Genomic DNA, 21,193 nt, shown 5'->3' with positions numbered 1-21,193 from the left:
GTCCTGACCAGCCCTTCCTCGGCGTCAGGCCCGCGCCGAACCGGCCCCGGCGACGTACCGCTCGTAGCCCTCTTCCTCGAGCTTGTCGGCCAGCTCCGGGCCGCCCTCCTCGACGATCCGACCGGCGACGAACACGTGCACGAAGTCCGGCTTGATGTAGCGCAGGATCCGCGTGTAGTGGGTGATCAGCAGCAGGCCGGTGTCGCCGGTGTCGCGCACCCGGTTGACGCCCTGGCTGACCACGCGCAGCGCGTCCACGTCGAGGCCGGAGTCGGTCTCGTCGAGGATCGCCATCTTCGGCTTGAGCAGTTCCAGCTGCACGATCTCGTGCCGCTTCTTCTCACCGCCGGAGAAGCCCTCGTTGACGTTGCGCTGGGCGAAGGCCGGGTCCATCTGGAGGCGCTCCATGGCGCCGCGCAGCTCGCCACCCCAGGTGCGCAGCTTCGGCGCCTCGCCGTCGATCGCGGTCTTGGCGGTGCGCAGGAAGTTCGCCACCGAGACGCCGGGGACCTCGACCGGGTACTGCATGGCCAGGAAGAGGCCGGCGCGGGCCCGCTCGTCGACGGACATCTCCAGGACGTCCTCGCCGTCGAGGGTCACCGAACCGCCGGTGATCTCGTACTTCGGGTGACCGGCGATCGAGTACGCCAGGGTCGACTTGCCGGAGCCGTTCGGGCCCATGATCGCGTGGGTCTCCCCCGACCTCACGGTCAGGTTGACGCCGTGCAGGATCGGCTTGAGCTCACCCTCGGGCAGCTTCACCGACACCTGCAGGTCGCGGATCTCCAGGGTGCTCATTATCGGGTCACTCCATTGCTCGGCGTCAGGTCGACGTAGATGTCACCGTCGCGGATCTCGACGGGGTAGACGGGTACGGGTTCGGTGGCGGGCAGCCCGGTCGGCTCGCCGGTCCGCAGGTCGAAACGCGAGCCGTGCAGCCAGCATTCCAGCGTGCAGCCCTCGACCTCCCCCTCGGAGAGGGCGACCGCGGCGTGCGAGCACTCGTCGTACACGGCGTAGAACTCGCCGTCCTCGCCGTGCACCAGCGCGATCTGCGTGCCGTCGACGTCCGCGCTGATCGCGGTGCCCTTCGGCACGTCCTCGGTGGAGCAGATGCGGATCATCAGGCGCCGGCCTTCGACAGCCGGGCCTCGATCGCCTCGCCCAGGCGCTCGCGCAGGGACTCCACCGGGATCTTGTTGAGCAGCTCGGCGAAGAAGCCGCGGACCACCAGGCGCCGGGCCTCGGCCTCCGGGATGCCCCGGGCCATCAGGTAGAACAGCTGCTCGTCGTCGAAACGGCCGGTCGCGCTCGCGTGGCCGGCGCCGGCGATCTCGCCGGTCTCGATCTCCAGATTGGGTACGGAGTCCGCCCGCGCGCCGTCGGTGAGCAGCAGGTTCCGGTTGATCTCGTACGTGTCGGTGCCGGTCGCCTCGGCGCGGATCAGCACGTCGCCGACCCAGACGGTGCGGGCGCTCTCGCCCTGGAGCGCGCCCCGGTAGCCGACGTAGCTGCGGCAGTCCGGCACGCTGTGGTCGACCAACTGCCGGTGCTCCAGGTGCTGGCCCGAGTCGGCGAAGTACACGCCGTACAGCTCGGCCTCGCCGCCGCGCTCGGTGTACTCGACGGTCGTGTACTGGCGGACCAGGTCACCGCCGAGGGTCACCTGGACGTGCAGCACGCGCGCGTCCCGGCCCAGCTTGACCTTGAGGTGCTGCGCCTGCACCGCGTCGTCGGCCCAGTCGGACACGGTGACCAGGGTGAGCTTCGCGCCGTCGGCCACGGAGACCTCGACGTTGTCAGCGAGCGTCGCCGAGCCGACGTGCTCCAGCACCAGGACCGCCTCGGCGAACCGGCCCACCTCGACGAAGGTGTGCCCGTACGCCAGGCTGTCGGCGCCCTGACCGACCACTCGCACGGTCACCGGCTCGGCCACCACGGCCTCGCGGGCGACCTGCACCAGCAGCGCACCGTCCGCACCGCCGTACGCGAGGGCGCTGATCCGGTCGACCGGGGTGAGCACGCTGCCGACCCGGGGGTCGTCCGAGCCGATCCGCTCGACGGTGACGCCGGCCGGGAGGTCGCCGTACTCGTGCCCGACCGTGCCGGTCGCGGCCCGCACCCCGTCCGACGACTCCAGCTCGGCGCGGCTGGCGCCGCGCGGCGACCTGGAGCCGTCGCTGGTCAGCCCGCGCAGCCGCTTGAGCGGGGTGAAGCGCCACTCCTCCTCCAGGCCGGTGAGGGCCGGGAAGTCGGCGACGTCGTACGAGCGGAGCGCCTGCGACTTGGTGCTGGGCGGCGCGGAAGCCTGGGTAGTCATCTCTTCCTTGGTCTGTTCTGCGACGACGGTGTCATTAACCGGAGGGTGGGTCGGGGTTCGCGCGGCCCGGCCTGACGGGTCGGGTCCGCGCGGCCCCCGCCCGACAGGTCGGGGTCCGCGGTCCGGCGTCAGCCGACCGCGCCCTCCATCTGCAGCTCGATCAGGCGGTTGAGCTCCAGCGCGTACTCCATCGGGAGCTCCTTCGCGATCGGCTCGATGAAGCCGCGGACGATCATCGCCATCGCCTCGTCCTCGCTGAGGCCGCGGCTCATCAGGTAGAAGAGCTGGTCCTCGCTGACCTTGGAGACGGTCGCCTCGTGCCCCATCGACACGTCGTCCTCGCGGATGTCGACGTACGGGTAGGTGTCCGAGCGGGAGATGGTGTCGACCAGCAGCGCGTCGCACTTCACCGTGCTCTTGCTGCTGTGCGAGCCCTCCAGCACCTGGACCAGGCCCCGGTACGAGGTGCGGCCGCCGCCCCGGGCGATCGACTTGGAGACGATGGTGCTGCTGGTGTGCGGCGCGGCGTGCACCATCTTGGCGCCGGCGTCCTGGTGCTGGCCCTCGCCCGCCATGGCCACCGAGAGCACCTCGCCCTTGGCGTGCTCGCCGGTCATGTAGACCGCCGGGTACTTCATGGTGACCTTGGAGCCGATGTTGCCGTCGATCCACTCCATGGTCGCGCCCTCGTGGCACACGGCGCGCTTGGTGACCAGGTTGTAGACGTTGTTCGACCAGTTCTGGATGGTCGTGTAGCGGCAGCGCGCGTTCTTCTTGACGATGATCTCCACCACGGCGCTGTGCAGCGAGTCCGAGGAGTAGATGGGCGCGGTGCAGCCCTCGACGTAGTGCACGTACGCGCCCTCGTCGACGATGATCAGCGTCCGCTCGAACTGGCCCATGTTCTCCGTGTTGATCCGGAAGTAGGCCTGCAGCGGGATCTCCACGTGCACGCCCTTCGGCACGTAGATGAACGAGCCACCGGACCACACGGAGGTGTTCAGGGCGGCGAACTTGTTGTCGCCGACCGGGATCACCGTGCCGAAGTACTCCTTGAAGAGGTCCTCGTGCTCCTTGAGGGCGGTGTCGGTGTCGAGGAAGACGACACCCTGCTCCTCCAGGTCCTCACGGATCTTGTGGTAGACGACCTCGGACTCGTACTGCGCCGCGACACCGGCGACGAGGCGCTGCTTCTCCGCCTCGGGGATGCCCAGCTTGTCGTAGGTGTTCTTAATGTCCTCGGGCAGGTCCTCCCAGCTGGTGGCCTGCTTCTCCGTGGACCGCACGAAGTACTTGATGTTGTCGAAGTCGATCCCGGTGAGGTCGGCGCCCCACGCCGGCATCGGCTTGCGGTCGAACAGCCGCAGGCCCTTCAGGCGCAGGTCGAGCATCCAGGCCGGCTCGTTCTTCTTGGCCGAGATGTCCCGCACCACCGCCTCGCTGAGACCGCGCTGGGCGATCGCCCCGGCGACGTCGGGGTCGGCCCAGCCGTACTCGTAGTTGCCCAGGGCGGCGAGCTGCTCCTCCTGGGTCAGGGGCTGGACGATCTGCTCGGTCATCTATCTGTCCTCACAGTGGTGACGGTCTTACCGGACTGGGCACGCCCCGGCTGGGCCGGGATGTGCGTGGTGCACACCCCGTCGCCGTGCGCGATGGTGGCCAGGCGCTGCACGTGGGTGCCGACCAGACGGGAGATCACCGCGGTCTCGGCCTCGCACAGCTGAGGGAACTCGGCGGCCACGTGCGCCACCGGGCAGTGGTGCTGGCACAGCTGGCCGCCCGAGGCGATCGTGGACGCGTTGGCAGCGTAGCCCTCGGCGGTCAGCGCTCCGGCGAGCGCCTCCGCCCGCGCGAGGGGGTCGTCGCCGGCGTCCTCCATGGCGGCCCGGCACCGGGCCTCCAGGGTGGCCACCTGATCGGCGGCGAACGCCTCCACCGCCTCCGGCCCACCGTTCCGGGCGATCCAGCGCAGCGCGGCGGTCGCCATGTTGTCGTAGTGGTGGGTGCCGCAGCGGACCCGGGCCGCTTCGGTCAGCAGGAACACCTTTGCGGGTCGGCCTCTTCCCCGGTGGCCGCGCACCGCCTGCTCGCGGGCGACCACGTCGCCCTCGGCGAGCATGGCGTCGAGGTGCCGGCGGATGGCGGCCGGGCTGAGCCCGAGCGCGTCGCCGAGCTGGGCGGCGGTCGTGGCGCCCCGCTCCAGCAGCAGCTGGGTGACCCGGTCGCGGGTCGAGAGGTCGGACGCGGCAGACTGACCGGCGGCCGGTACGGGCGCCGGCCGGTGCCCGGAGACCTCCGCCGCGTTTTTCACAACGCCAACGTTACGTAATTCGCAAGGGCCCCGCAAACCCGGGGGCCGGTGATCCGAACCACCGCACCGGCGGAGTCACCCGATCGGGTACCACTACGGTGCGTAGGATTTGCGCCGTGACTCCTGCCGTCCGGTTCCCGGTCTCCAGCACCCTGCTGCGCCGTCTGGCGTTCGCCAACATCATCGCGAACGTCGCGATCGTCGTCACCGGCGGGGCGGTCCGGCTCACGGCGTCCGGCCTCGGCTGCCCCACGTGGCCGCGGTGCACGGACGAGTCGTACGTGACGACGGCCGAGATGGGCGTGCACGGCGTGATCGAGTTCGGCAACCGCCTGCTCACCTTCGTCCTGGTGCTGATCGCCGGCGCCACCCTGCTGGCCGCATGGGCGCACCGCCCGCGCCGGCGCAGCGTGGTGCTGCTGGCCGTGGCGGTGGTGCTGGGCATCGCGGCGCAGGCGGTGATCGGCGGAATCACGGTGCGGATGCAACTGCACCCCTCGATCGTCGGCATCCATTTCGTGGTCTCCATGGTGCTGCTGCTGGCCGCCTACGCCCTCTGGCGTCGCATCGGCGAACCGGACGGCCCGACGCGCCCCCTGGTCCCGGCACCGCTCCGGACGCTGGTGCAGATCACGGTCGCGGCCAGCGCGGCGGTGATCGTCGTCGGCGTGGCGGTGACCGGCAGCGGGCCACACGCCGGTGACGCCGACGCGGTGCGCAACGGGCTGAACCCCGAGTCGATCTCCCAGGTGCACGCCGACCTGGTGTTCCTCCTGGTCGGCCTGAGTCTGGCGCTGTGGCTGGCGCTACGGGCGGTCGGCGGGCCGGCGAGCGCCGTCCGCGCCGCCCGCATGCTGCTCGTCGTCGAGCTGGCTCAGGGAATCGTCGGCTTTGTCCAGTACTTCACGAATCTGCCGGCCATCCTCGTCGGCGCCCACATGCTCGGCTCCTGCCTGGTCTGGCTGGCGACCTTGTCGGTGCTCTGGTCGACCCGCGAACGCCGCCCACCCGCCCCCACCGAGACCACGCCCGCCACCGAGGCACCGGTCGCGGTCCACGCCTGACGATCGCTGCCGTCGTGAGGGGACAACTTCGGGGAAGATGTCCCCTCGCTGCCGCTTGAGACAGCAACTTCCCCGAAGTTGCCGCGCCCTGCGGCCACGCCACCCACTTCGACACGGGTGGCGCGGGCGTCAGATGCGGCTGGTGAGGTGGGTGAGGATCGCTTCGGCGAGGCGCTCGGGGGCGCCGTCGGCGTATCCGAGGAAGAGGGACGGCTCGGTGAGCTCCAGCTCGACCAGGACCGGGCTGCCGTCGGCACCCGGGATCAGGTCGACCCGGGCGTAGAGCAGCCGGTCGGGGCCGCCCGGCACCGCCGCGAGCGTCTTCTCGGCCACCGCCAACTGCTCCGCGGTGGCGGTGCGGGCGGTGATCGCCTCGGGCTTGTAGAGGCCGTCGACGCCGAGGTCGGGGCCGGTCAGCATCGCGCCCTTGCGGATCGCGTGGCTGAAGGCCAGCCCGCCGGGGCCGGCGAGGAACAGCAGAGCGCTCTCACCGGCGGTGTCGACCGCCGAGAGGTACGGCTGGACCATGGTGACCCGCCCGGCCGCGCCGAGCCGCCGCACGTGCTCCCGGGCGAGATCGCGGTGCTCCGGATCGGCCAGGTCGTACCGGCCGGTGTCCTGGCTGCCGGCGCTCACCGAGGGCTTGAGCACGTACTCGCCGTGCTCGCCCGGCAGCTCCCACTCCTCGCCGGGGGTGACCCACGCGGTGGGGACCGTCGGCACCCCGGCGGCGGAGAGCTCGTCGAGGTACCGCTTGTCGGTGTTCCAGGCGATGACCTCCGCCGGGTTCGCCAGGGTCGGCACGGCCGCCGCCCAGGCGACGAACTCGTCGCGGCGGGGCATGTAGTCCCAGGGCGAGCGGAGCACCGCGAGGTCGTAGCCGGCCCAGTCGACGGCGGGGTCGTCCCAGACGACCGGTACGGCGGTGACGCCCCGGGCGGCGAGGGGAGCGACGACGAGGCGGTCGTCGTCCTCCAGGTCGGGCAGGGCGGCGCAGGTGACGAGAGCGACCCGGGGTTCCCCCCGGGTCGGCTGGTGGTGGTTGGTCAATTTATGTCAACGGGCCATCGTGCGCCGGGCCATCGACCGCCAGAGGTCGTTGCTCGGACGCATCTGGTCCATCAGTTCACGCTCCCAGGCGTTCTCGACGGTGACTCCCGCCTTGGCGCACGCCTGCCGCGCGACGACGGTGTCGTCCGCGAACTGGTCGCCCCAGGCCCCGTCGGAGCCGACGAGGACGATGCGTGCGCCGCGCTTGCCGACGTACTCGATGACCGCCTTCGCCCCGCCGTGTCCGGCGGCGAACGACTTGATACCGGCAACCAGGCCGTTGGGAGCCTGGTCGGTGGTCTGCTCAGCCGTCAGCGTCGTATCGGAACCATCTGCCATGACGCGAAGCCTAAGCAGACCCGCACCCGTGCGGGCGAGTTCCGTGAACCTTTTGTGATGCCAATTACCCCGAGGTTTAAGGAAGAGCACAGGTGATTCGCCCGTACTTATCCGTAATTTCCTCACGAACAGGTGGCGACAAAGTTGCCCAGACGTGAACGCGAAAGACAGTCCCGCCGGTGTGAGGAAAGCCCCCATGACTAAATGAAAAAGCCGGACAAGTCATCCATGAGGATGACTTGTCCGGACTCTTCGGCGACGGATCAGATCAATGCGTCGAGCGCGACCGCCGCGAACACGATGGTCAGGTAGGTCGTGGACCAGTGGAACAGCCGCATCGGCTTGACCGCCTCGCCCCGGGTCGCCCGGCGGGCGAGCTTGTGCGCCTCCACCACGAAGATCCCGCCCACCACCAGGGTCGGCACCCCGTAGACGGCGCTCATCCCGAGCGGCCAGACCGCCAGCGAGGTGAGCACGGTCAGCCACGCGAAGACCAGGATCTCGGCGTTGACCCGCCGGGTGGACGCGACCACCGGCAGCATCGGGATGCCGGCCCGCGCGTAGTCGTCCTTGTACTTCATCGCGAGGGGGTAGAAGTGCGGCATCTGCCAGAAGAAGACCACCGCGAACAGCGCCCAGGCGGCCGGCGCCAGCGAACCGGTCACCGCCGCCCAGCCGATCAGCACCGGCGCGGCCCCGCACGCGCCGCCCCAGAAGGTGTTCGCCGCGGTGGTCCGCTTGAGCCAGGCGGTGTAGACGAGGTCGTAGTAGACGATCGCGGCCAGGGTGAGGCCGGCTGCCAGGAGGTTGGTGAACGCCGCCATCAGTGCCACCGACACCACCGCCAGCACCAGACCGAAGACCAGCGCCGCGCGCGGCGTCACGGTGTGCGCCGGCAGCGGGCGGCGCTTGGTCCGCCGCATGAGCTGGTCGATGTCCCGGTCGATGTAGCAGTTGAGGACGCTGGCCGCGCCGGCGGCGAGCGACCCGCCGACCAGCACCACGGCGACCAGCCACAGCGAGGGCATCCCGCCGTGGGCGAGCATCATCGCGGGCACGGTGGTGACCAGCAGCAGCTCGACGATCCGGGGCTTGGTCAACGCCACGTACGCCGCGACGACCGCCCGCACGTCCCGCCGCGAGGTGGCCGACTCGGCCGCCACCGTGCGCACCGGCTGCCCGGCAGAGTTTCTGACGGGGCGCTCGGTGATCATGCTCACGGATTGCCACCTTCCGGCGTCGGCTGGGGAGGTCGGGGTCGGCGCGGCCCGCCTCGGGGTCCACACACCGCCCCACACACTACGCGCTGTCGTTTTGGCAGCCCGGGCGGCCCGGCAACGGTGCGAGGCGTCACACCTTCGATCGAACGTGGAACCGCGCGGACGCGTACAGAACAGCATGCAGAGATCCCTGGGCGGACGTTTAGGACCGCTCGATAGGGTCACCAGTGAGGGTTCCGCCCATCTGCCGAGGAGCACAACCATCGTGGCTGCCAACCGACCCGAGCATCCCGCACTGAACTGGTCCGACCTCGACCGCCGGGCCGTCGACACGGTCCGTGTGCTGGCCATGGACGCCGTGGAGAAATCCGGCAACGGCCACCCGGGCACCGCGATGAGCCTCGCGCCCGCGGCCTACCTGCTCTTCAACCGGGTCATGCGACACAACCCCGCGGACCCGACCTGGCCCGGCCGGGACCGGTTCGTCCTCTCCGCCGGCCACTCCAGCCTCACCCTGTACATCCAGCTGTTCCTCTCCGGGTACCCGCTGGGCCTGGAGGACCTGAAGTCGCTGCGGCAGTGGGGTTCGCTCACCCCGGGCCACCCGGAGCACGGGCACACCCCGGGCGTGGAGACCACGACCGGCCCGCTCGGGCAGGGCATGGGCAACGCGGTCGGCATGGCGATGGCGGCCCGCCGCGAGCGCGGCCTGTTCGACCCGGAGAGCGAGCCGGGCGGCTCGGTCTTCGACCACGACATCTGGTGCATCGCCTCGGACGGCGACATCGAGGAGGGCATCTCCCACGAGGCCAGCGCGCTCGCCGGGCACCAGCAGCTGGGCAACCTCTGCGTGATCTACGACGACAACGAGATCTCGATCGAGGACGACACCCGCATCGCCAAGAGCGAGGACGTCGCGGCCCGCTACGAGGCGTACGGCTGGCACGTGCAGACGGTGGACTGGCGCCGCGGCGACGCCGACCAGGGCGACTACCACGAGGACGTGGAGGCCCTGTACCGGGCGCTGCTGGCCGCCAAGGCGGAGACCGGCCGCCCCTCCTTCATCGCGCTGCGCACCATCATCGGCTGGCCCGCCCCCAACAAGCAGAACACCGGCAAGATCCACGGCTCGGCGCTCGGCGCCGACGAGGTCGCCGCCACCAAGCAGGTCCTCGGCTTCGACCCCCAGCGGACGTTCGAGGTCGACGAGGACGTGCTCAAGCACGCCCGGCAGGTGATGGAGCGCGGCGCGGCGGCGCAGCGCGCGTGGACCGAGGCCTTCGAGACCTGGGCGCAGGGGAACGCCGAGCGCAAGGCGCTGTGGGACCGGCTGGCCACCCGCACGCTTCCGACGGGCTGGACGGACGCGCTGCCGGAGTTCCCGGCCGACGCCAAGGGCATCGCCACCCGCGCGGCCTCCGGCAAGGTACTCGAGGCGCTCGCGCCGGTGCTGCCGGAGCTGTGGGGCGGCTCGGCCGACCTGGCCGAGAGCAACAACACCACCATGAAGGGCGAGCCGTCGTTCGTCCCGGCCGTGCACGCGACCAAGGACTTCCCCGGCCACGAGTACGGCCGCACGCTGCACTTCGGCATCCGCGAGCACGCGATGGGCGCGATCCTCAACGGCATCGCCCTGCACGGCGGCACCCGCCCGTACGGCGGCACGTTCCTCGTCTTCAGCGACTACATGCGCCCCTCGGTCCGGCTCGCGGCGCTGATGAAGCTGCCGGTGATCTACGTCTGGACGCACGACTCGATCGGCCTCGGCGAGGACGGCCCGACCCACCAGCCGGTGGAGCACCTGAGCGCGTTGCGGGCCATCCCGGGCCTGGACGTGGTCCGCCCGGCCGACGCGAACGAGACCGCGTGGGCCTGGCGGCAGGCGCTGGAGCACACCGACCGGCCGACCGCGCTGGCGCTCAGCCGCCAGGCGCTGCCGACCTTCGACCGGTCGACGCTGGCCGGCGCCGAGGGCGTGGCGAAGGGCGGGTACGTGCTGGCCGAGGCGTCGACCGGCAAGCCGCAGGTGATCATCGTCGGCACCGGGTCGGAGGTGCAGCTGTGCCTCACCGCCCGCGAGCGGCTGGAGGCCGACGGCACCCCCACCCGCGTGGTGTCGATGCCGTGCCAGGAGTGGTTCGCCGAGCAGGACGAGGCGTACCGCGAGTCGGTCCTGCCGCGGGCGGTGAAGGCGCGCGTGAGCGTGGAGGCGGGTATCGCGATGTCGTGGCGCGCGATCGTCGGCGACTGCGGCGAGACCGTCAGCCTGGAGCACTACGGCGCGAGCGCGCCGCACTCGATGCTCTTCGAGCAGTTCGGGTTCACCCCCGACCGGATCGTGGCCGCCGCGCACGCGGCGCTGACCCGCGTCGGTGACATCACTGGTTTCACCACCGGCAACTGAGGGGAGCGTGGACGGCATGACGGACAGGTTGGGTGAGCTCACCGCCGCGGGCGTGGCGGTCTGGCTCGATGATCTTTCACGGGTACGGCTCAGCTCCGGCGGGCTGGACCAGCTGCGCCGCGAGAAGCACCTCGTCGGCGTGACCAGCAATCCGACGATCTTCGCCAAGGCGTTGAGCGACGCCGACGAGTACGACTGGCAGCTGCGCGACCTGGCGATCCGCGGGGTGGACGTCGAGGAGGCGGTGCGCAACCTCACCGCGTACGACGTGCGGTGGGCGTGCGACGTGATGCGCCCGGCGTACGACGCCACCGCCGGGGTCGACGGCCGGGTCTCCCTGGAGGTGGACCCGCGGCTGGCGTACGAGACGGAGCGGACCGTCGCCGAGGCCAAGGCGCTCTGGTGGCTGGTCGACCGGCCGAACCTGTTCATCAAGATCCCGGCCACCGAGGCCGGCCTGCCGGCGATCACCGCCACCCTGGCCGAGGGCATCAGCGTGAACGTCACCCTGATCTTCGGCCTGGACCGGTACTCGGCGGTCATGGACGCGTTCCTCGCCGGCCTTGAGCAGGCGAAGGCGAACGGCCACGACCTGTCCAAGATCGGCTCGGTGGCGTCGTTCTTCGTGTCCCGGGTCGACACGGAGGTCGACAAGCGCCTGGAGAAGATCGGCTCGGCGGACGCGAGGGCGCTGCGCGGCAAGGCCGCGGTGGCCAACGCGCGGCTGGCGTACGAGCGGTACACCGAGGTCTTCTCCTCCGCCCGCTGGCAGGCCCTCGCCGACGCCGGGGCGCACCCGCAGCGCCCACTGTGGGCGTCCACCTCGACGAAGAACCCGGACTACCGGGACGTGATCTACGTGGAGGAGCTGATCGCGCCCGGCACGGTCAACACCATGCCGGAGGCGGTGATCCACGCGTTCGCCGACCACGGCGAGGTCCGGGGCGACACCGTCACCGGCGCGTACGACGACGCCCGGCAGGTCTTCGCGGGTCTGGAGTCGGTGGGCGTCGACATGGCCGACGTGATCGAGACGCTGGAGCGCGAGGGCGTGGAGAAGTTCGAGGCGAGCTGGAACGAGCTGCTCGACGGCGTCCGCAAGTCGCTGGAGGCGGCGGTCAAGGGCACCGGGCACCCGGGCGCCGCCGCCAAGGGCAGCGCCGAGGCCGCGCGGAAGGCCGGAGGTAACGCGTGAGCGAGCGCAGCGAGCGAACCATCAGGCACAGCAGTGTGGCGCCTCGCGCCGCCGCCGAGCGAAGCGAGGTGGCGGCGTGAGTGACCTGCTCTCCGGGCCGGTGGAGGCGGCGGCCGGGCTCGCCGTGTACGGGGCGGACGCCGTCGACCGGTCCGCCCCCGCATCCACCCGCCAGGCGCTCGTCGCGAACGAGGCCCCGGGCCGGCTGGCGCGCAAGGACCCGAGCCTGTGGGGTCCGGACGCTGAGGCCGAGGCGAAGATCCGCCTCGGCTGGGTGGACACCCACCGCCGCAGCCGTGAACTGCTCCCCCAGCTCGCCGAGCTGAAGGCGGAGCTGGGCGACCTGGACCACGTCGTGCTCGCCGGCATGGGCGGCTCGTCGCTGGCCCCCGAGGTGATCGCGCGTACCCTCGGCAAGCCGCTGACCGTGCTGGACACCACCGACCCGGGCCAGGTCCGGGCGGCGCTGGCCGACCGGCTGGAGCGGACGGTGGTCGTGGTGGCCAGCAAGTCCGGCTCCACGGTGGAGACCGACAGCCACCGCCGCGCGTACTGGCAGGCGTTCCTGGACGCCGGGATGACCGAGGAGGAGGCCGGCCGGCACTTCGTCGTGGTGACCGACCCGGGCTCGCCGCTCGAGCAGACCGCCGCCGAGATGGGCGCGTTCTGCGTCCTGGCCGATCCGAACGTGGGCGGGCGCTACTCGGCGCTGACCGCGTTCGGGCTGGTCCCGACGGCGCTGGCCGGCGTCGAGGTGGCCGACATCCTCGACGAGGCCGACGCGCTCGCCGAGTCCCTGGGCGGGGACCGGGACAACCCGGGGCTGGCACTCGGCGCCGCGCTCGGCGCGGCGGCGACGATGGGCCGGGACAAGGTCGCGCTGATCTCCGACGGCACCGGAATCGACGGCCTCGGCGACTGGATCGAGCAGCTGGTCGCCGAATCGACCGGCAAGGCCGGCCTCGGCATCCTCCCGGTCGTGGTCGAGTCGCCGCGGGGCCCGGGCACCACCGGCCGGAACGTGCTCACCGTGACCTACGGCGGCGCGCTGCCTCCCGGCACCGTCCCCGGCGGCGGCGCCGACCCGGACGTGGCGGTCAACGGCCCGCTCGGCGCCCAGTTCCTGACCTGGGAGTACGCCACCGCTATCGCCGGCGTGGTGCTCGGCATCGACCCGTTCAACCAGCCGAACGTCACCGAGTCCAAGGACAACACCAACAAGATCCTGGCCTCCGGCCCGCCGGCGGAGACGCCGTCGTTCACCGAGGGCGCGATCGAGGTGTACGCCCCGTCCGGCGCGCCGGGCGACCTGGCCGGCGTGCTGCGCTGGCTGCTCGACGGTGTGGAGGACGACGGGTATCTCGCCGTGATGGCGTACCTCGACCGGTTCGCCGACGCCGACGCGGCCCGGCTGCGGCCGCTGCTCGCCGGGCGCACCGACCGGCCGGTCACCTTCGGCTGGGGGCCGCGTTTCCTGCACTCCACCGGCCAGTACCACAAGGGCGGTCCGCAGCTCGGCAGCTTCCTCCAGATCACCGGCGCGGTCGACGTTGATCTGGCGGTGCCCGGCAAGCCGTACACCTTCGGGGAGCTGCAGGCGGCGCAGGCCGCCGGCGACCGGCAGGCCCTGGCCGGCCGGAAGCGCCCGCTGTTGCGGCTGCACCTGACCGACCGGTCCGCCGGCGTGGCCCAGCTGCTCGATGCGGTCGGGACAGCGCGCGCGTGACGATGACGGACGTGACCGAGGCGGAGCGAGGAGGCGGCGTGACGAACCCGCTACGCGACCCGCAGGACCGGCGGCTGCCGAGGATCCCGGAGCCCTGCGCTCTGGTGATCTTCGGCGTCACCGGGGACCTGGCCCGCAAGAAGCTGCTGCCGGCCGTGTACGACCTCGCGAACCGGGGGCTGCTGCCCCCGGGCTTCGTCGTGCTCGGCTTCGCCCGCCGCGACTGGGGTGACGGCGACTTCGAGACGCTTGCCTGCGAGGCGGCGAAGAAGCACGCCCGCACCCCGTGGCGCGAGGAGGTGTGGGCCCGGCTGGCCGGCAACATGAAGTTCGTCGGCGGGTCGTTCGACGACGACTCCGCCTTCGACCACCTGGCGGCCACCCTGGACGAGCTGCGGCGCACCCACGGCATCCCCGGCAACGCCGCCTTCTACTTCTCCATCCCCCCGGCGGCGTTCCCCGTGGTGCTCAAGCAGCTCGCCCGCACCGGCATGGCCGACAACGCCAAGTCCGGCGGGTGGCGTCGGGTGGTGGTGGAGAAGCCGTTCGGTAACGACCTGCCCTCGGCGAAGGCGCTCAACGACCTGGTCGACGACGTCTTCACCCGGGAGGACGTCTTCCGGATCGACCACTACCTGGGCAAGGAGACCGTCCAGAACATCCTCGCCCTGCGGTTCGCCAACAACCTCTTCGAGCCCCTGTGGAACTCGAAGTACGTCGACTCGGTACAGATCACCATGGCCGAGGACGTCGGCATCGGCACCCGGGCGGGGTTCTACGACTCGGCCGGCGCCGCCCGTGACGTCCTCCAGAACCACCTGCTCCAGCTGCTGGCGCTGGTGGCGATGGAGGAGCCGACCAGCTTCGACCCGGACGAGATCCGCACCGAGAAGCTGAAGGTGCTCAAGGCGATCACCCTGCCGAAGGACGTCCAGAAGGGCACCGTCCGGGGCCAGTACCTGCCCGGCTGGGTGGGCGGCGAGCGCGCGCTCGGCTACCTGGAGGAGGCGGGCGTCCCGCCGGACTCCACGACGGAGACCTACGTGGCGGTGCGCCTGGGCATCCAGAACCGCCGCTGGGCGGAGGTGCCGTTCTACATCCGGGCCGGCAAGCGGCTGCCGCGCCGGGTCACCGAGGTCGCCATCATGTTCAAGAAGGCCCCGCACCTGCCGTTCGACGACGCGGACGTCGAGTCGCTGGGCAACAACCAGCTCGTCATCCGGGTCCAGCCGGACGAGGGCGTGGTCCTCAAGTTCGGCTCGAAGGTGCCGGGCACCGCCATGGAGGTCCGCGACATCGCAATGGACTTCCAGTACGGCGAGGCGTTCACCGAGTCCAGCCCCGAGGCGTACGAGCGGCTGGTTTTGGACGTGCTCATCGGCGACCGGACGCTCTTCCCCGACGCCGCCGAGGTCGAGCAGAGCTGGGCGGTGGTGGACCCGCTGGAGCGGGCCTGGGCGGGTACGAAGCCGGAGCCGTACCGGGCCGGCGAGTGGGGCCCCCGCGCCGCCGACGAGATGCTGGCCCGCGAGGGCCGGGCCTGGCGGCGGGCGTGACGACCGAGCGACGCGAGCACACCGGGAGGCTCCTGTGATCGGCCTGTGGGACACCACCGGCAACGAGGTGGTCAAGGCACTCGCCGCCGAGCGGCGCAGCGCCGGCGGGGTGGCCAGCGGCATGGCGCTCACCCTGATCGTGGTGGTGGACGAGAAGCGGGTCCGTGAGGCCGAGGCGGCGGCGACCATCGCCGCCGCCGCCCACCCGTGCCGGCTGCTCGTGGTGGTCCGCTCCGACGTCGAGCGGGACCGCAACCGGCTGGACGCGGAGATCGTCGTCGGCGGCCGGCTCGGCCCGTGCGAGGCGGTGGTCACCCGGATGTACGGGCGGCTGGCCCTGCACGCCGAGTCGGTGGTGATGCCGCTGCTGGTGCCGGACGTGCCGGTGGTGACGTGGTGGCACGGCGAGCCGCCGGCCGAGATCGCCACCGACTTCCTCGGCGTCGTCGCGGACCGGCGGATCACCGACGCGGCGCAGGCGGCCGACCCGGTCGAGGCGCTGCGGCAGCGCGCCCGGGACTACGTGCCCGGCGACACCGACCTGGCGTGGACGCGGATCACGCTGTGGCGCACGCTGGTGGCGGGCGCGTTCGACACCACCGAGGCGCAGGTCACCGACGCGACCGTGGTCGCACCGCGCACCGACCCGACGGCCGCCCTGATGCGCGGCTGGTTGGCCGCCCGGCTCGGGATCGACCCGCGGTGGCAGCACACCGACCAGCACCCGCGGATGCACGAGGTGCAGCTGCGCTGCGCCAACGGCGACGAGTTGACGCTGACCCGGGACGACAGCATGGCGATCTTCCGGCGTACCGGGCAGGAGGACCGGCACCTGCCGCTGGTCCGCCGGCCGCTCGGCGACGAGCTGGCCGAGGAGCTGCGCCGGCTCGACGCCGACCAGGTGTACGCGGAGGCGCTGGGCGCCGCGGCCGGGCTCACCGGGCTGGACCAGCGTCCCGCCCAGCGGGTGCACGTCTGGAAGGATCCGGCGGAGGCCCAGCGGGCCGAGGCGGGGATCACCGCCCACTCCGGCACCAGCGGGCAAGTGCCGGCATGAGCGAGCGGAGCGAGCGAATCATCAGGCTCAGCGCAACGGAGCCTCATGACGGCACTGCTCACAGTCCGATCCCCGGCCGAGGCCGTACCGGTGCTGCCGGGCAGACCGACGCGGCCGTGGCTCGGACCGTTCGGCGCAGCGGAGCGCCGGCATGAGCGAGGCGAGTGTCGCCGTCCACGCCGACCCGGACCTGCTGGCGCAGGCGGTGGCGGCCCGGCTGGTGGTCCGGCTCCTCGACGCGCAGGCCGAACGCGGCCAGGCGTCGGTGGTGCTGACCGGCGGTCGGATCGCGGCGGCCGTGTACCGGGCGGTGGCGGCGCTGCCCGCCCGGGACGCGGTGGACTGGTCCCGGGTGGACGTGTGGTGGGGCGACGAGCGGTTCCTGCCGTCCGGTGACCCGGAGCGCAACGAGACGCAGGCGCGGGCGGCGCTGCTGGACGCGGTGCCGCTGGACCCGGCTCGGGTGCACCCGATGCCGGCCTCGGACGGCCCGGCGGGGCACGACCCGGAGGAGGCCGCCGCCCGGTACGCGGCCGAGCTGGCCCGCTCGGCCCGCCCGGGCACCGCCGCTCTCCCCCACTTCGACGTGCTGATGCTCGGCGTGGGCGAGGACGGGCACGTGGCGTCGGTCTTCCCGGAGCATCCGGTGAGCTACGAGAGCCGGCCGGTCAGCGCGGTCCGGGGCAGCCCGAAGCCGCCGCCGGTCCGCGTCACCCTCACCCTCCCGGCGATCAACACCGCCGAGGAGGTGTGGCTGGTGGCCGGCGGCGCGGACAAGGCCCGCGCGGTCGGCATGGCCCTCGCCGGCGCGGGTCCGGTGCAGCTGCCGGCGGCCGGCGTGCAGGGCACCGGCCGTACCCTCTGGCTGCTGGACCGGGCGGCGGCGGCCGACGTGCCGGCCCGCTTCCGCAGCCTGCGCTGAGCGGCGAGGAATGGGCCCTGAACGGGACCCTTCCTAGCACTCCGGCCGGCCGCGGCGGCGCCGCAGGGCGTCGAGGGCCTCGGCGAGGATCGCCGCGCCCTCGGCGTCGGTGCGCCGCTCCTTCACGTACGCCAGGTGGGTCTTGTAGGGCTCGGACCGGACGCGGCCCGGCGGGTTCCCGGGGTCCCGGCCGGCGGGGAGCCCGCAGCGGGGACAGTCCCACAGGTCGGGTGCCGGCGCCTCGGCGGCGATCCGGATCTCGACGTCGTGGCCGTTGCGGCACCAGTAGGTGACCGGCCGGCAGGGGGCCGGCTCGTAGCGTTCGGTGGGGCGGGCCGGGGTGGAGCCCACACGACTGCCCCGGAGGACGTTACCGTTGCGCACGGCTGCTCGCTCCTGTCGTCGGAGGGGAATCGCCGTCGGGGTGGCGGCGGGCGACGCGGTGCAGCGGGGTGAAACGGACTGCGCGCGGCCCGTCGGGGGACGGACCGCGCGCAGATTGTACGACTTGACGCGGCTGCTCAGGCGACGCCGCTGGTCTGCTGGAGCCGGAGCCAGAGCCCGAGCCCGACGATGCAGGCGAACCAGACGATGCCCACCAGCACGGTGTAGCGGTCCAGGTTCTTCTCGGCGACCGACGACCCGGCCAGGCTGGAGCTGACCCCGCCGCCGAACATGCTCGACAGCCCGCCGCCCTTACCGCGGTGCAGCAGGATCAGCATGGTGAGCAGGATGCTCGTGATGACCAGCAACACGATCAACGTGTATGCGAACCAGATCGGCATGGCTGGGGACAGTCCTCTCGTTGCGATCCTCGCCCGGGCAGATCGGGCACGGTGGCACCGGCCGGCGGACGGGCGGAGTCAAGGATAGCGAGCGATCAGCGGGCGGTGTGCTCCGGGAACCGGCAGATCTTCGCGAACTCCTCGGCGTCCAGGCTGGCACCGCCGACCAGGGCGCCGTCCACGTCCGGCTGGGCCATGATCGCCGCCACGTTCGAGGACTTGACCGACCCGCCGTACAGGATGCGGACCTGGTCCGCGGTCTCCGCGCCGAAGCGGTCCGCCAGGCGCTGGCGGACCGCGGCGCACACCTCCTGGGCGTCCTCCGGGGTGGCCGTCTTGCCGGTGCCGATCGCCCAGACCGGCTCGTACGCGACGACGACGCTCGTCACCTGCTCGGCGGAGAGCCCCTTGAGGGCGCCGTCGAGCTGCTCGCTGCAGTGCGCCACGTGGGTGCCCTGCTCGCGGACGTCCAGCCCCTCCCCCACGCAGAGGATCGGGGTGAGCCCGTGGGTCAGCGCCGCCTGCACCTTCGCGTTGACCAGCGCGTCGTCCTCGTGGTGGTACGCCCGCCGCTCGGAGTGGCCGACCACCACGTACGTGCAGCCCAGCTTCGCCAGCATCGGGCCGGAGATGTCCCCGGTGTACGCGCCCGACGCGTGCGGCGAGAGGTCCTGCGCGCCGTAGCCGATGAGCAGCTTGTCGCCGTCCACGGCGGTCTGCACCGTCCGCAGGTCGGTGTACGGCGGCAGCACCACCGTCTCGACCTCGGTGAGCTGCTTCTCGGTGAGGCTCGCGGCGAGCTTCTGCACCAGCAGGTTCGCCTCGAGGTGGTTGAGGTTCATCTTCCAGTTGCCGGCCATCAGCGGCCGGCGCGGGGTGCTCGCCATTCAGTTCTCCAGGGCCGCGATGCCGGGGAGGGTCTTGCCCTCGAGGTACTCCAGGGAGGCGCCGCCGCCGGTGGAGATGTGGCTGAACGACTTCTCGTCCAGGCCGAGCACGCGCACCGCCGCGGCGGAGTCACCGCCGCCGACCACGGAGAACGCCTCGGACCCCGCGATGGCCTCGGCGACGCCCCGGGTGCCGTTGGCGAAGGCCGCCATCTCGAACACACCCATGGGGCCGTTCCAGAAGATCGTCCGCGCGTTGCCGGGATCTCCGGTCGCCGAGGTCTTCAGGGCGGCGGCGAAGCCGGCCACCGTCTCCGGCCCGATGTCCAGCCCGACGCGCTTGCTCGGGATGCCGTCCGCGGGCACGACGTCGTGCGGGGAGTCGGGGGCGAACGCGTCCGCGGCGACCACGTCGACCGGGAGCAGGATCTTGTCCTCGGAGCGCTCCAGCAGGTTGCGGCAGGTCTCCACCATGTCCTCCTCCAGCAGGGAGGAGCCCACCTCGTGGCCCTGGGCCTTGAGGAAGGTGAAGCACATGCCGCCGCCGATGAGCAGCCGGTCGACCTTGGGCAGCAGCGCCTCGATCACGGCGAGCTTGTCGGAGACCTTGGAACCGCCGAGCACCACCACGTACGGCCGCTCCGGGTCACCGGTCAGCGTGGAGAGGACCTCCACCTCGCGCAGCAGCAGCCGGCCGGCGAAATGCGGCAGCCGCGCCGCGACGTCGTACACGCTGGCGTGCTTGCGGTGCACCGCGCCGAACGCGTCGTCGACGTACACGTCGCCGAACGCGGCGAGCTGGTCGGCGAAGGCGCCGCGCTCGGCGTCGTCCTTGCTGGTCTCCCCGGCGTTGAAGCGCAGGTTCTCCAGAAGGGCGACCTGACCGTCGGCCAGGCCCTCCACGGTGGACCGGGCGGAGTCACCGACGGTGTCCTCGGCGAACCGGACCTCGGCACCGAGCAGCTCGCCGAGCCGCCCGGCGACGGGGCGGAGGCTGAACTGCGGGGCCGGGCTGCCCTTCGGCCGGCCCAGGTGCGAGCACACGACCACCTTGGCGCCGGACTCCACCAGCGCCGACAGCGTCGGCAGGACGGCGCGGATGCGCCCGTCGTCGGTGATGTCACCGGTCTGCTTGTCGAGCGGGACGTTCAGGTCGGCGCGCACCAGCACGCGCCGACCCGACACCCCCTCGGCGAGCAGGTCGTCGAGGGTACGGATGCTCACAGCGACTGACCAACCAGCTTCACGAGGTCCACCAGGCGGTTCGAGTAGCCCCACTCGTTGTCGTACCAGCCGACGACCTTCACCTGGTTGCCGATGACCTTGGTCAGCGGCGCGTCGAAGATGCACGACGCCGGGTCGGTGACGATGTCGGACGACACGATCGGGTCGTCGTTGTAGACGAGGATGCCCTTCAGCGGGCCGTCGGCGGCGGCCTTCATGGCGGCGTTGACCTCGTCCACCGAGGTCTCCCGGCCGACCGTGACGGTCAGGTCGGTGGTGGAGCCGGTCGGGATCGGCACCCGCAGCGCGTAACCGTCCAGCTTGCCCTTCAGGTCCGGCAGCACCAGGCCGATCGCCTTCGCGGCACCGGTGGACGTCGGCACGATGTTCAGCGCGGCGGCCCGGGCGCGGCGCAGGTCCTTGTGGGGGGCGTCCTGCAGGTTCTGGTCCTGCGTGTACGCGTGGATGGTGGTCATCAGGCCCTGCTGGATGCCGAACGTGTCGTGCAGGACCTTCGCCATCGGCGCGAGGCAGTTGGTCGTGCAGGAGGCGTTCGAGATGATGCTGTGCTTGGCCGGGTCGTACTGGTCCTGGTTGACGCCCATGACGACCGTGACGTCCTCGTTCTTCGCCGGCGCCGAGATGATGACCTTCTTGGCCCCGCCGTCGATGTGCGCCTTCGCCTTGGTCGCGTCGGTGAAGAAGCCGGTGGACTCGATGACGACGTCCGCGCCGACCTCACCCCACGGCAGCTTGGCCGGGTCCTTCTCGGCGTACGCCTTGATGGTCTTGCCGCCCACGGTGATCTCGTCGGCGGTGGCCTTCACCTCGTGCGGGAGGCGGCCGAGGATGCTGTCGTACTTGACAAGGTGGGCGAGCGTCGCGTTGTCGGTCAGGTCGTTGACCGCCACGACCTCGATGTCAGCGCCGGACGCCAGCACTGCCCGGAAGAAGTTGCGGCCGATCCGGCCGAAGCCGTTGATGCCAACCCGGATGGTCACAGGTCCCATCTCCTCGCGTTCTGGTCCGCCGGCGTGGTGACCCGCGGCCGGCGGAGTGATGTGCGCCGACCGTTGGAGCCGGCCGTTGACGGTTCATCTCGGCCGCCCCGCCGCGGTCTGAGGGACCTGACC

The 21,193-nt window shown here is 71.7% G+C and carries 20 protein-coding genes; 7 read left to right on the top strand and 13 right to left on the bottom strand.

Going from position 1 to position 21,193, the window contains the following annotated elements; translation table 11 throughout:
- Nucleotides 1-24: 24 nt before the first annotated feature.
- The 5 genes from sufC to HCJ94_RS10730 form a co-directional block, all read right to left on the bottom strand.
- Complete coding sequence (gene sufC, locus HCJ94_RS10750) at nucleotides 25-798, bottom strand: Fe-S cluster assembly ATPase SufC (protein ID WP_168000828.1); 774 nt, start codon at nucleotides 796-798, stop codon at nucleotides 25-27.
- Nucleotides 798-1,124 (bottom strand): non-heme iron oxygenase ferredoxin subunit, encoded by a 327-nt coding sequence (locus HCJ94_RS10745; protein ID WP_155331245.1) that lies wholly within the window; start codon nucleotides 1,122-1,124, stop codon nucleotides 798-800. The genes sufC and HCJ94_RS10745 overlap by 1 nt, the downstream gene beginning before the upstream one ends.
- Entirely contained in the window at nucleotides 1,124-2,320 is a 1,197-nt protein-coding gene (gene sufD, locus HCJ94_RS10740) for a Fe-S cluster assembly protein SufD (protein WP_168000827.1), read from the bottom strand. The genes HCJ94_RS10745 and sufD overlap by 1 nt, the downstream gene beginning before the upstream one ends.
- Before the next feature lie 128 nt (nucleotides 2,321-2,448).
- Nucleotides 2,449-3,879 carry a Fe-S cluster assembly protein SufB gene (sufB, locus tag HCJ94_RS10735; protein WP_168000826.1) on the bottom strand — a complete coding sequence of 477 codons (1,431 nt, stop codon included), beginning with the start codon at nucleotides 3,877-3,879 and terminating at the stop codon, nucleotides 2,449-2,451.
- Nucleotides 3,876-4,631, bottom strand: a complete 756-nt coding sequence (locus HCJ94_RS10730; RefSeq protein ID WP_168000825.1) for a helix-turn-helix transcriptional regulator — start codon at nucleotides 4,629-4,631, stop codon at nucleotides 3,876-3,878. Before HCJ94_RS10730 ends, sufB begins: the two co-directional genes overlap by 4 nt.
- A 98-nt stretch (nucleotides 4,632-4,729) precedes the next feature.
- On the opposite strand from HCJ94_RS10730, the gene HCJ94_RS10725 reads away from it, so the two are divergent.
- Nucleotides 4,730-5,695 (top strand): COX15/CtaA family protein, encoded by a 966-nt coding sequence (locus tag HCJ94_RS10725; RefSeq protein WP_309227217.1) that lies wholly within the window; start codon nucleotides 4,730-4,732, stop codon nucleotides 5,693-5,695.
- 129 nt (nucleotides 5,696-5,824) lie between these two features.
- Here the strand turns inward: HCJ94_RS10725 and HCJ94_RS10720 are convergent, their stop codons facing one another.
- The 3 genes from HCJ94_RS10720 to HCJ94_RS10710 all read right to left on the bottom strand — a co-directional run bounded on the left by HCJ94_RS10720 (nucleotide 5,825) and on the right by HCJ94_RS10710 (nucleotide 8,304).
- Entirely contained in the window at nucleotides 5,825-6,745 is a 921-nt protein-coding gene (locus HCJ94_RS10720) for an ATP-grasp domain-containing protein (protein ID WP_168000823.1), read from the bottom strand.
- Nucleotides 6,746-6,751: 6 nt separating this feature from the next.
- Nucleotides 6,752-7,084, bottom strand: a complete 333-nt coding sequence (locus HCJ94_RS10715; RefSeq protein ID WP_168000822.1) for a hypothetical protein — start codon at nucleotides 7,082-7,084, stop codon at nucleotides 6,752-6,754.
- Between the two features lie 263 nt (nucleotides 7,085-7,347).
- Nucleotides 7,348-8,304, bottom strand: coding sequence for a heme o synthase (locus tag HCJ94_RS10710; protein ID WP_168000821.1), 957 nt, complete (start codon nucleotides 8,302-8,304; stop codon nucleotides 7,348-7,350).
- 265 nt (nucleotides 8,305-8,569) lie between these two features.
- On the opposite strand from HCJ94_RS10710, the gene tkt reads away from it, so the two are divergent.
- The 6 genes from tkt to pgl all read left to right on the top strand — a co-directional run bounded on the left by tkt (nucleotide 8,570) and on the right by pgl (nucleotide 17,164).
- Nucleotides 8,570-10,708 (top strand): transketolase, encoded by a 2,139-nt coding sequence (tkt, locus tag HCJ94_RS10705; RefSeq protein WP_168000820.1) that lies wholly within the window; start codon nucleotides 8,570-8,572, stop codon nucleotides 10,706-10,708.
- A gap of 16 nt (nucleotides 10,709-10,724) precedes the next feature.
- Nucleotides 10,725-11,903, top strand: a complete 1,179-nt coding sequence (gene tal / locus HCJ94_RS10700; protein ID WP_168000819.1) for a transaldolase — start codon at nucleotides 10,725-10,727, stop codon at nucleotides 11,901-11,903.
- Nucleotides 11,904-11,979: 76 nt separating this feature from the next.
- Nucleotides 11,980-13,629: a phosphoglucose isomerase-related protein gene (locus HCJ94_RS10695; protein ID WP_168000818.1), complete on the top strand. Its 1,650-nt coding sequence runs from the start codon at nucleotides 11,980-11,982 to the stop codon at nucleotides 13,627-13,629.
- A 38-nt stretch (nucleotides 13,630-13,667) separates the two neighbouring features.
- Nucleotides 13,668-15,185: a glucose-6-phosphate dehydrogenase gene (gene zwf / locus HCJ94_RS10690; RefSeq protein WP_168000888.1), complete on the top strand. Its 1,518-nt coding sequence runs from the start codon at nucleotides 13,668-13,670 to the stop codon at nucleotides 15,183-15,185.
- A gap of 34 nt (nucleotides 15,186-15,219) precedes the next feature.
- Nucleotides 15,220-16,242 carry a glucose-6-phosphate dehydrogenase assembly protein OpcA gene (locus tag HCJ94_RS10685; RefSeq protein WP_168000817.1) on the top strand — a complete coding sequence of 341 codons (1,023 nt, stop codon included), beginning with the start codon at nucleotides 15,220-15,222 and terminating at the stop codon, nucleotides 16,240-16,242.
- Between the two features lie 151 nt (nucleotides 16,243-16,393).
- Nucleotides 16,394-17,164 carry a 6-phosphogluconolactonase gene (gene pgl, locus HCJ94_RS10680; RefSeq protein ID WP_168000816.1) on the top strand — a complete coding sequence of 257 codons (771 nt, stop codon included), beginning with the start codon at nucleotides 16,394-16,396 and terminating at the stop codon, nucleotides 17,162-17,164.
- Between the two features lie 33 nt (nucleotides 17,165-17,197).
- Here the strand turns inward: pgl and HCJ94_RS10675 are convergent, their stop codons facing one another.
- From HCJ94_RS10675 to gap, 5 genes are all read right to left on the bottom strand, one after another.
- A complete protein-coding gene (locus tag HCJ94_RS10675) occupies nucleotides 17,198-17,548 on the bottom strand; it encodes an RNA polymerase-binding protein RbpA (RefSeq protein WP_168000815.1) in 351 nt (116 codons plus the stop codon).
- A gap of 137 nt (nucleotides 17,549-17,685) precedes the next feature.
- Nucleotides 17,686-17,949 (bottom strand): preprotein translocase subunit SecG, encoded by a 264-nt coding sequence (gene secG / locus HCJ94_RS10670; protein ID WP_155331231.1) that lies wholly within the window; start codon nucleotides 17,947-17,949, stop codon nucleotides 17,686-17,688.
- A gap of 95 nt (nucleotides 17,950-18,044) precedes the next feature.
- Nucleotides 18,045-18,836: a triose-phosphate isomerase gene (tpiA, locus tag HCJ94_RS10665; protein ID WP_168000814.1), complete on the bottom strand. Its 792-nt coding sequence runs from the start codon at nucleotides 18,834-18,836 to the stop codon at nucleotides 18,045-18,047.
- Complete coding sequence (locus HCJ94_RS10660) at nucleotides 18,837-20,060, bottom strand: phosphoglycerate kinase (protein ID WP_168000813.1); 1,224 nt, start codon at nucleotides 20,058-20,060, stop codon at nucleotides 18,837-18,839.
- Nucleotides 20,057-21,061: a type I glyceraldehyde-3-phosphate dehydrogenase gene (gene gap / locus HCJ94_RS10655; protein ID WP_168000812.1), complete on the bottom strand. Its 1,005-nt coding sequence runs from the start codon at nucleotides 21,059-21,061 to the stop codon at nucleotides 20,057-20,059. The genes HCJ94_RS10660 and gap overlap by 4 nt, the downstream gene beginning before the upstream one ends.
- Between the last annotated feature and the right edge of the window lie 132 nt (nucleotides 21,062-21,193).

Origin of the sequence: Micromonospora thermarum (assembly GCF_012034245.1) — a bacterium.
In the GTDB taxonomy this organism is placed as follows: Bacteria; Actinomycetota; Actinomycetes; order Mycobacteriales; family Micromonosporaceae; genus Micromonospora; species Micromonospora thermarum.
This window is presented reverse-complemented; position numbering and strand designations above follow the sequence as displayed.

What these genes read in the sequence shown, in the direction of transcription:
- sufB (WP_168000826.1), bottom strand. Translation starts at nt 3,879, where the DNA reads ATGACCGAGCAGATCGTCCAGCCCCTGACCCAGGAGGAGCAGCTCGCC.
- secG (WP_155331231.1), bottom strand. Translation starts at nt 17,949, where the DNA reads ATGCCGATCTGGTTCGCATACACGTTGATCGTGTTGCTGGTCATCACG.
- HCJ94_RS10745 (WP_155331245.1), bottom strand. Translation starts at nt 1,124, where the DNA reads ATGATCCGCATCTGCTCCACCGAGGACGTGCCGAAGGGCACCGCGATC.
- tpiA (WP_168000814.1), bottom strand. Translation starts at nt 18,836, where the DNA reads ATGGCGAGCACCCCGCGCCGGCCGCTGATGGCCGGCAACTGGAAGATG.
- HCJ94_RS10715 (WP_168000822.1), bottom strand. Translation starts at nt 7,084, where the DNA reads ATGGCAGATGGTTCCGATACGACGCTGACGGCTGAGCAGACCACCGAC.
- sufC (WP_168000828.1), bottom strand. Translation starts at nt 798, where the DNA reads ATGAGCACCCTGGAGATCCGCGACCTGCAGGTGTCGGTGAAGCTGCCC.
- pgl (WP_168000816.1), top strand. Translation starts at nt 16,394, where the DNA reads ATGAGCGAGGCGAGTGTCGCCGTCCACGCCGACCCGGACCTGCTGGCG.
- tal (WP_168000819.1), top strand. Translation starts at nt 10,725, where the DNA reads ATGACGGACAGGTTGGGTGAGCTCACCGCCGCGGGCGTGGCGGTCTGG.
- sufD (WP_168000827.1), bottom strand. Translation starts at nt 2,320, where the DNA reads ATGACTACCCAGGCTTCCGCGCCGCCCAGCACCAAGTCGCAGGCGCTC.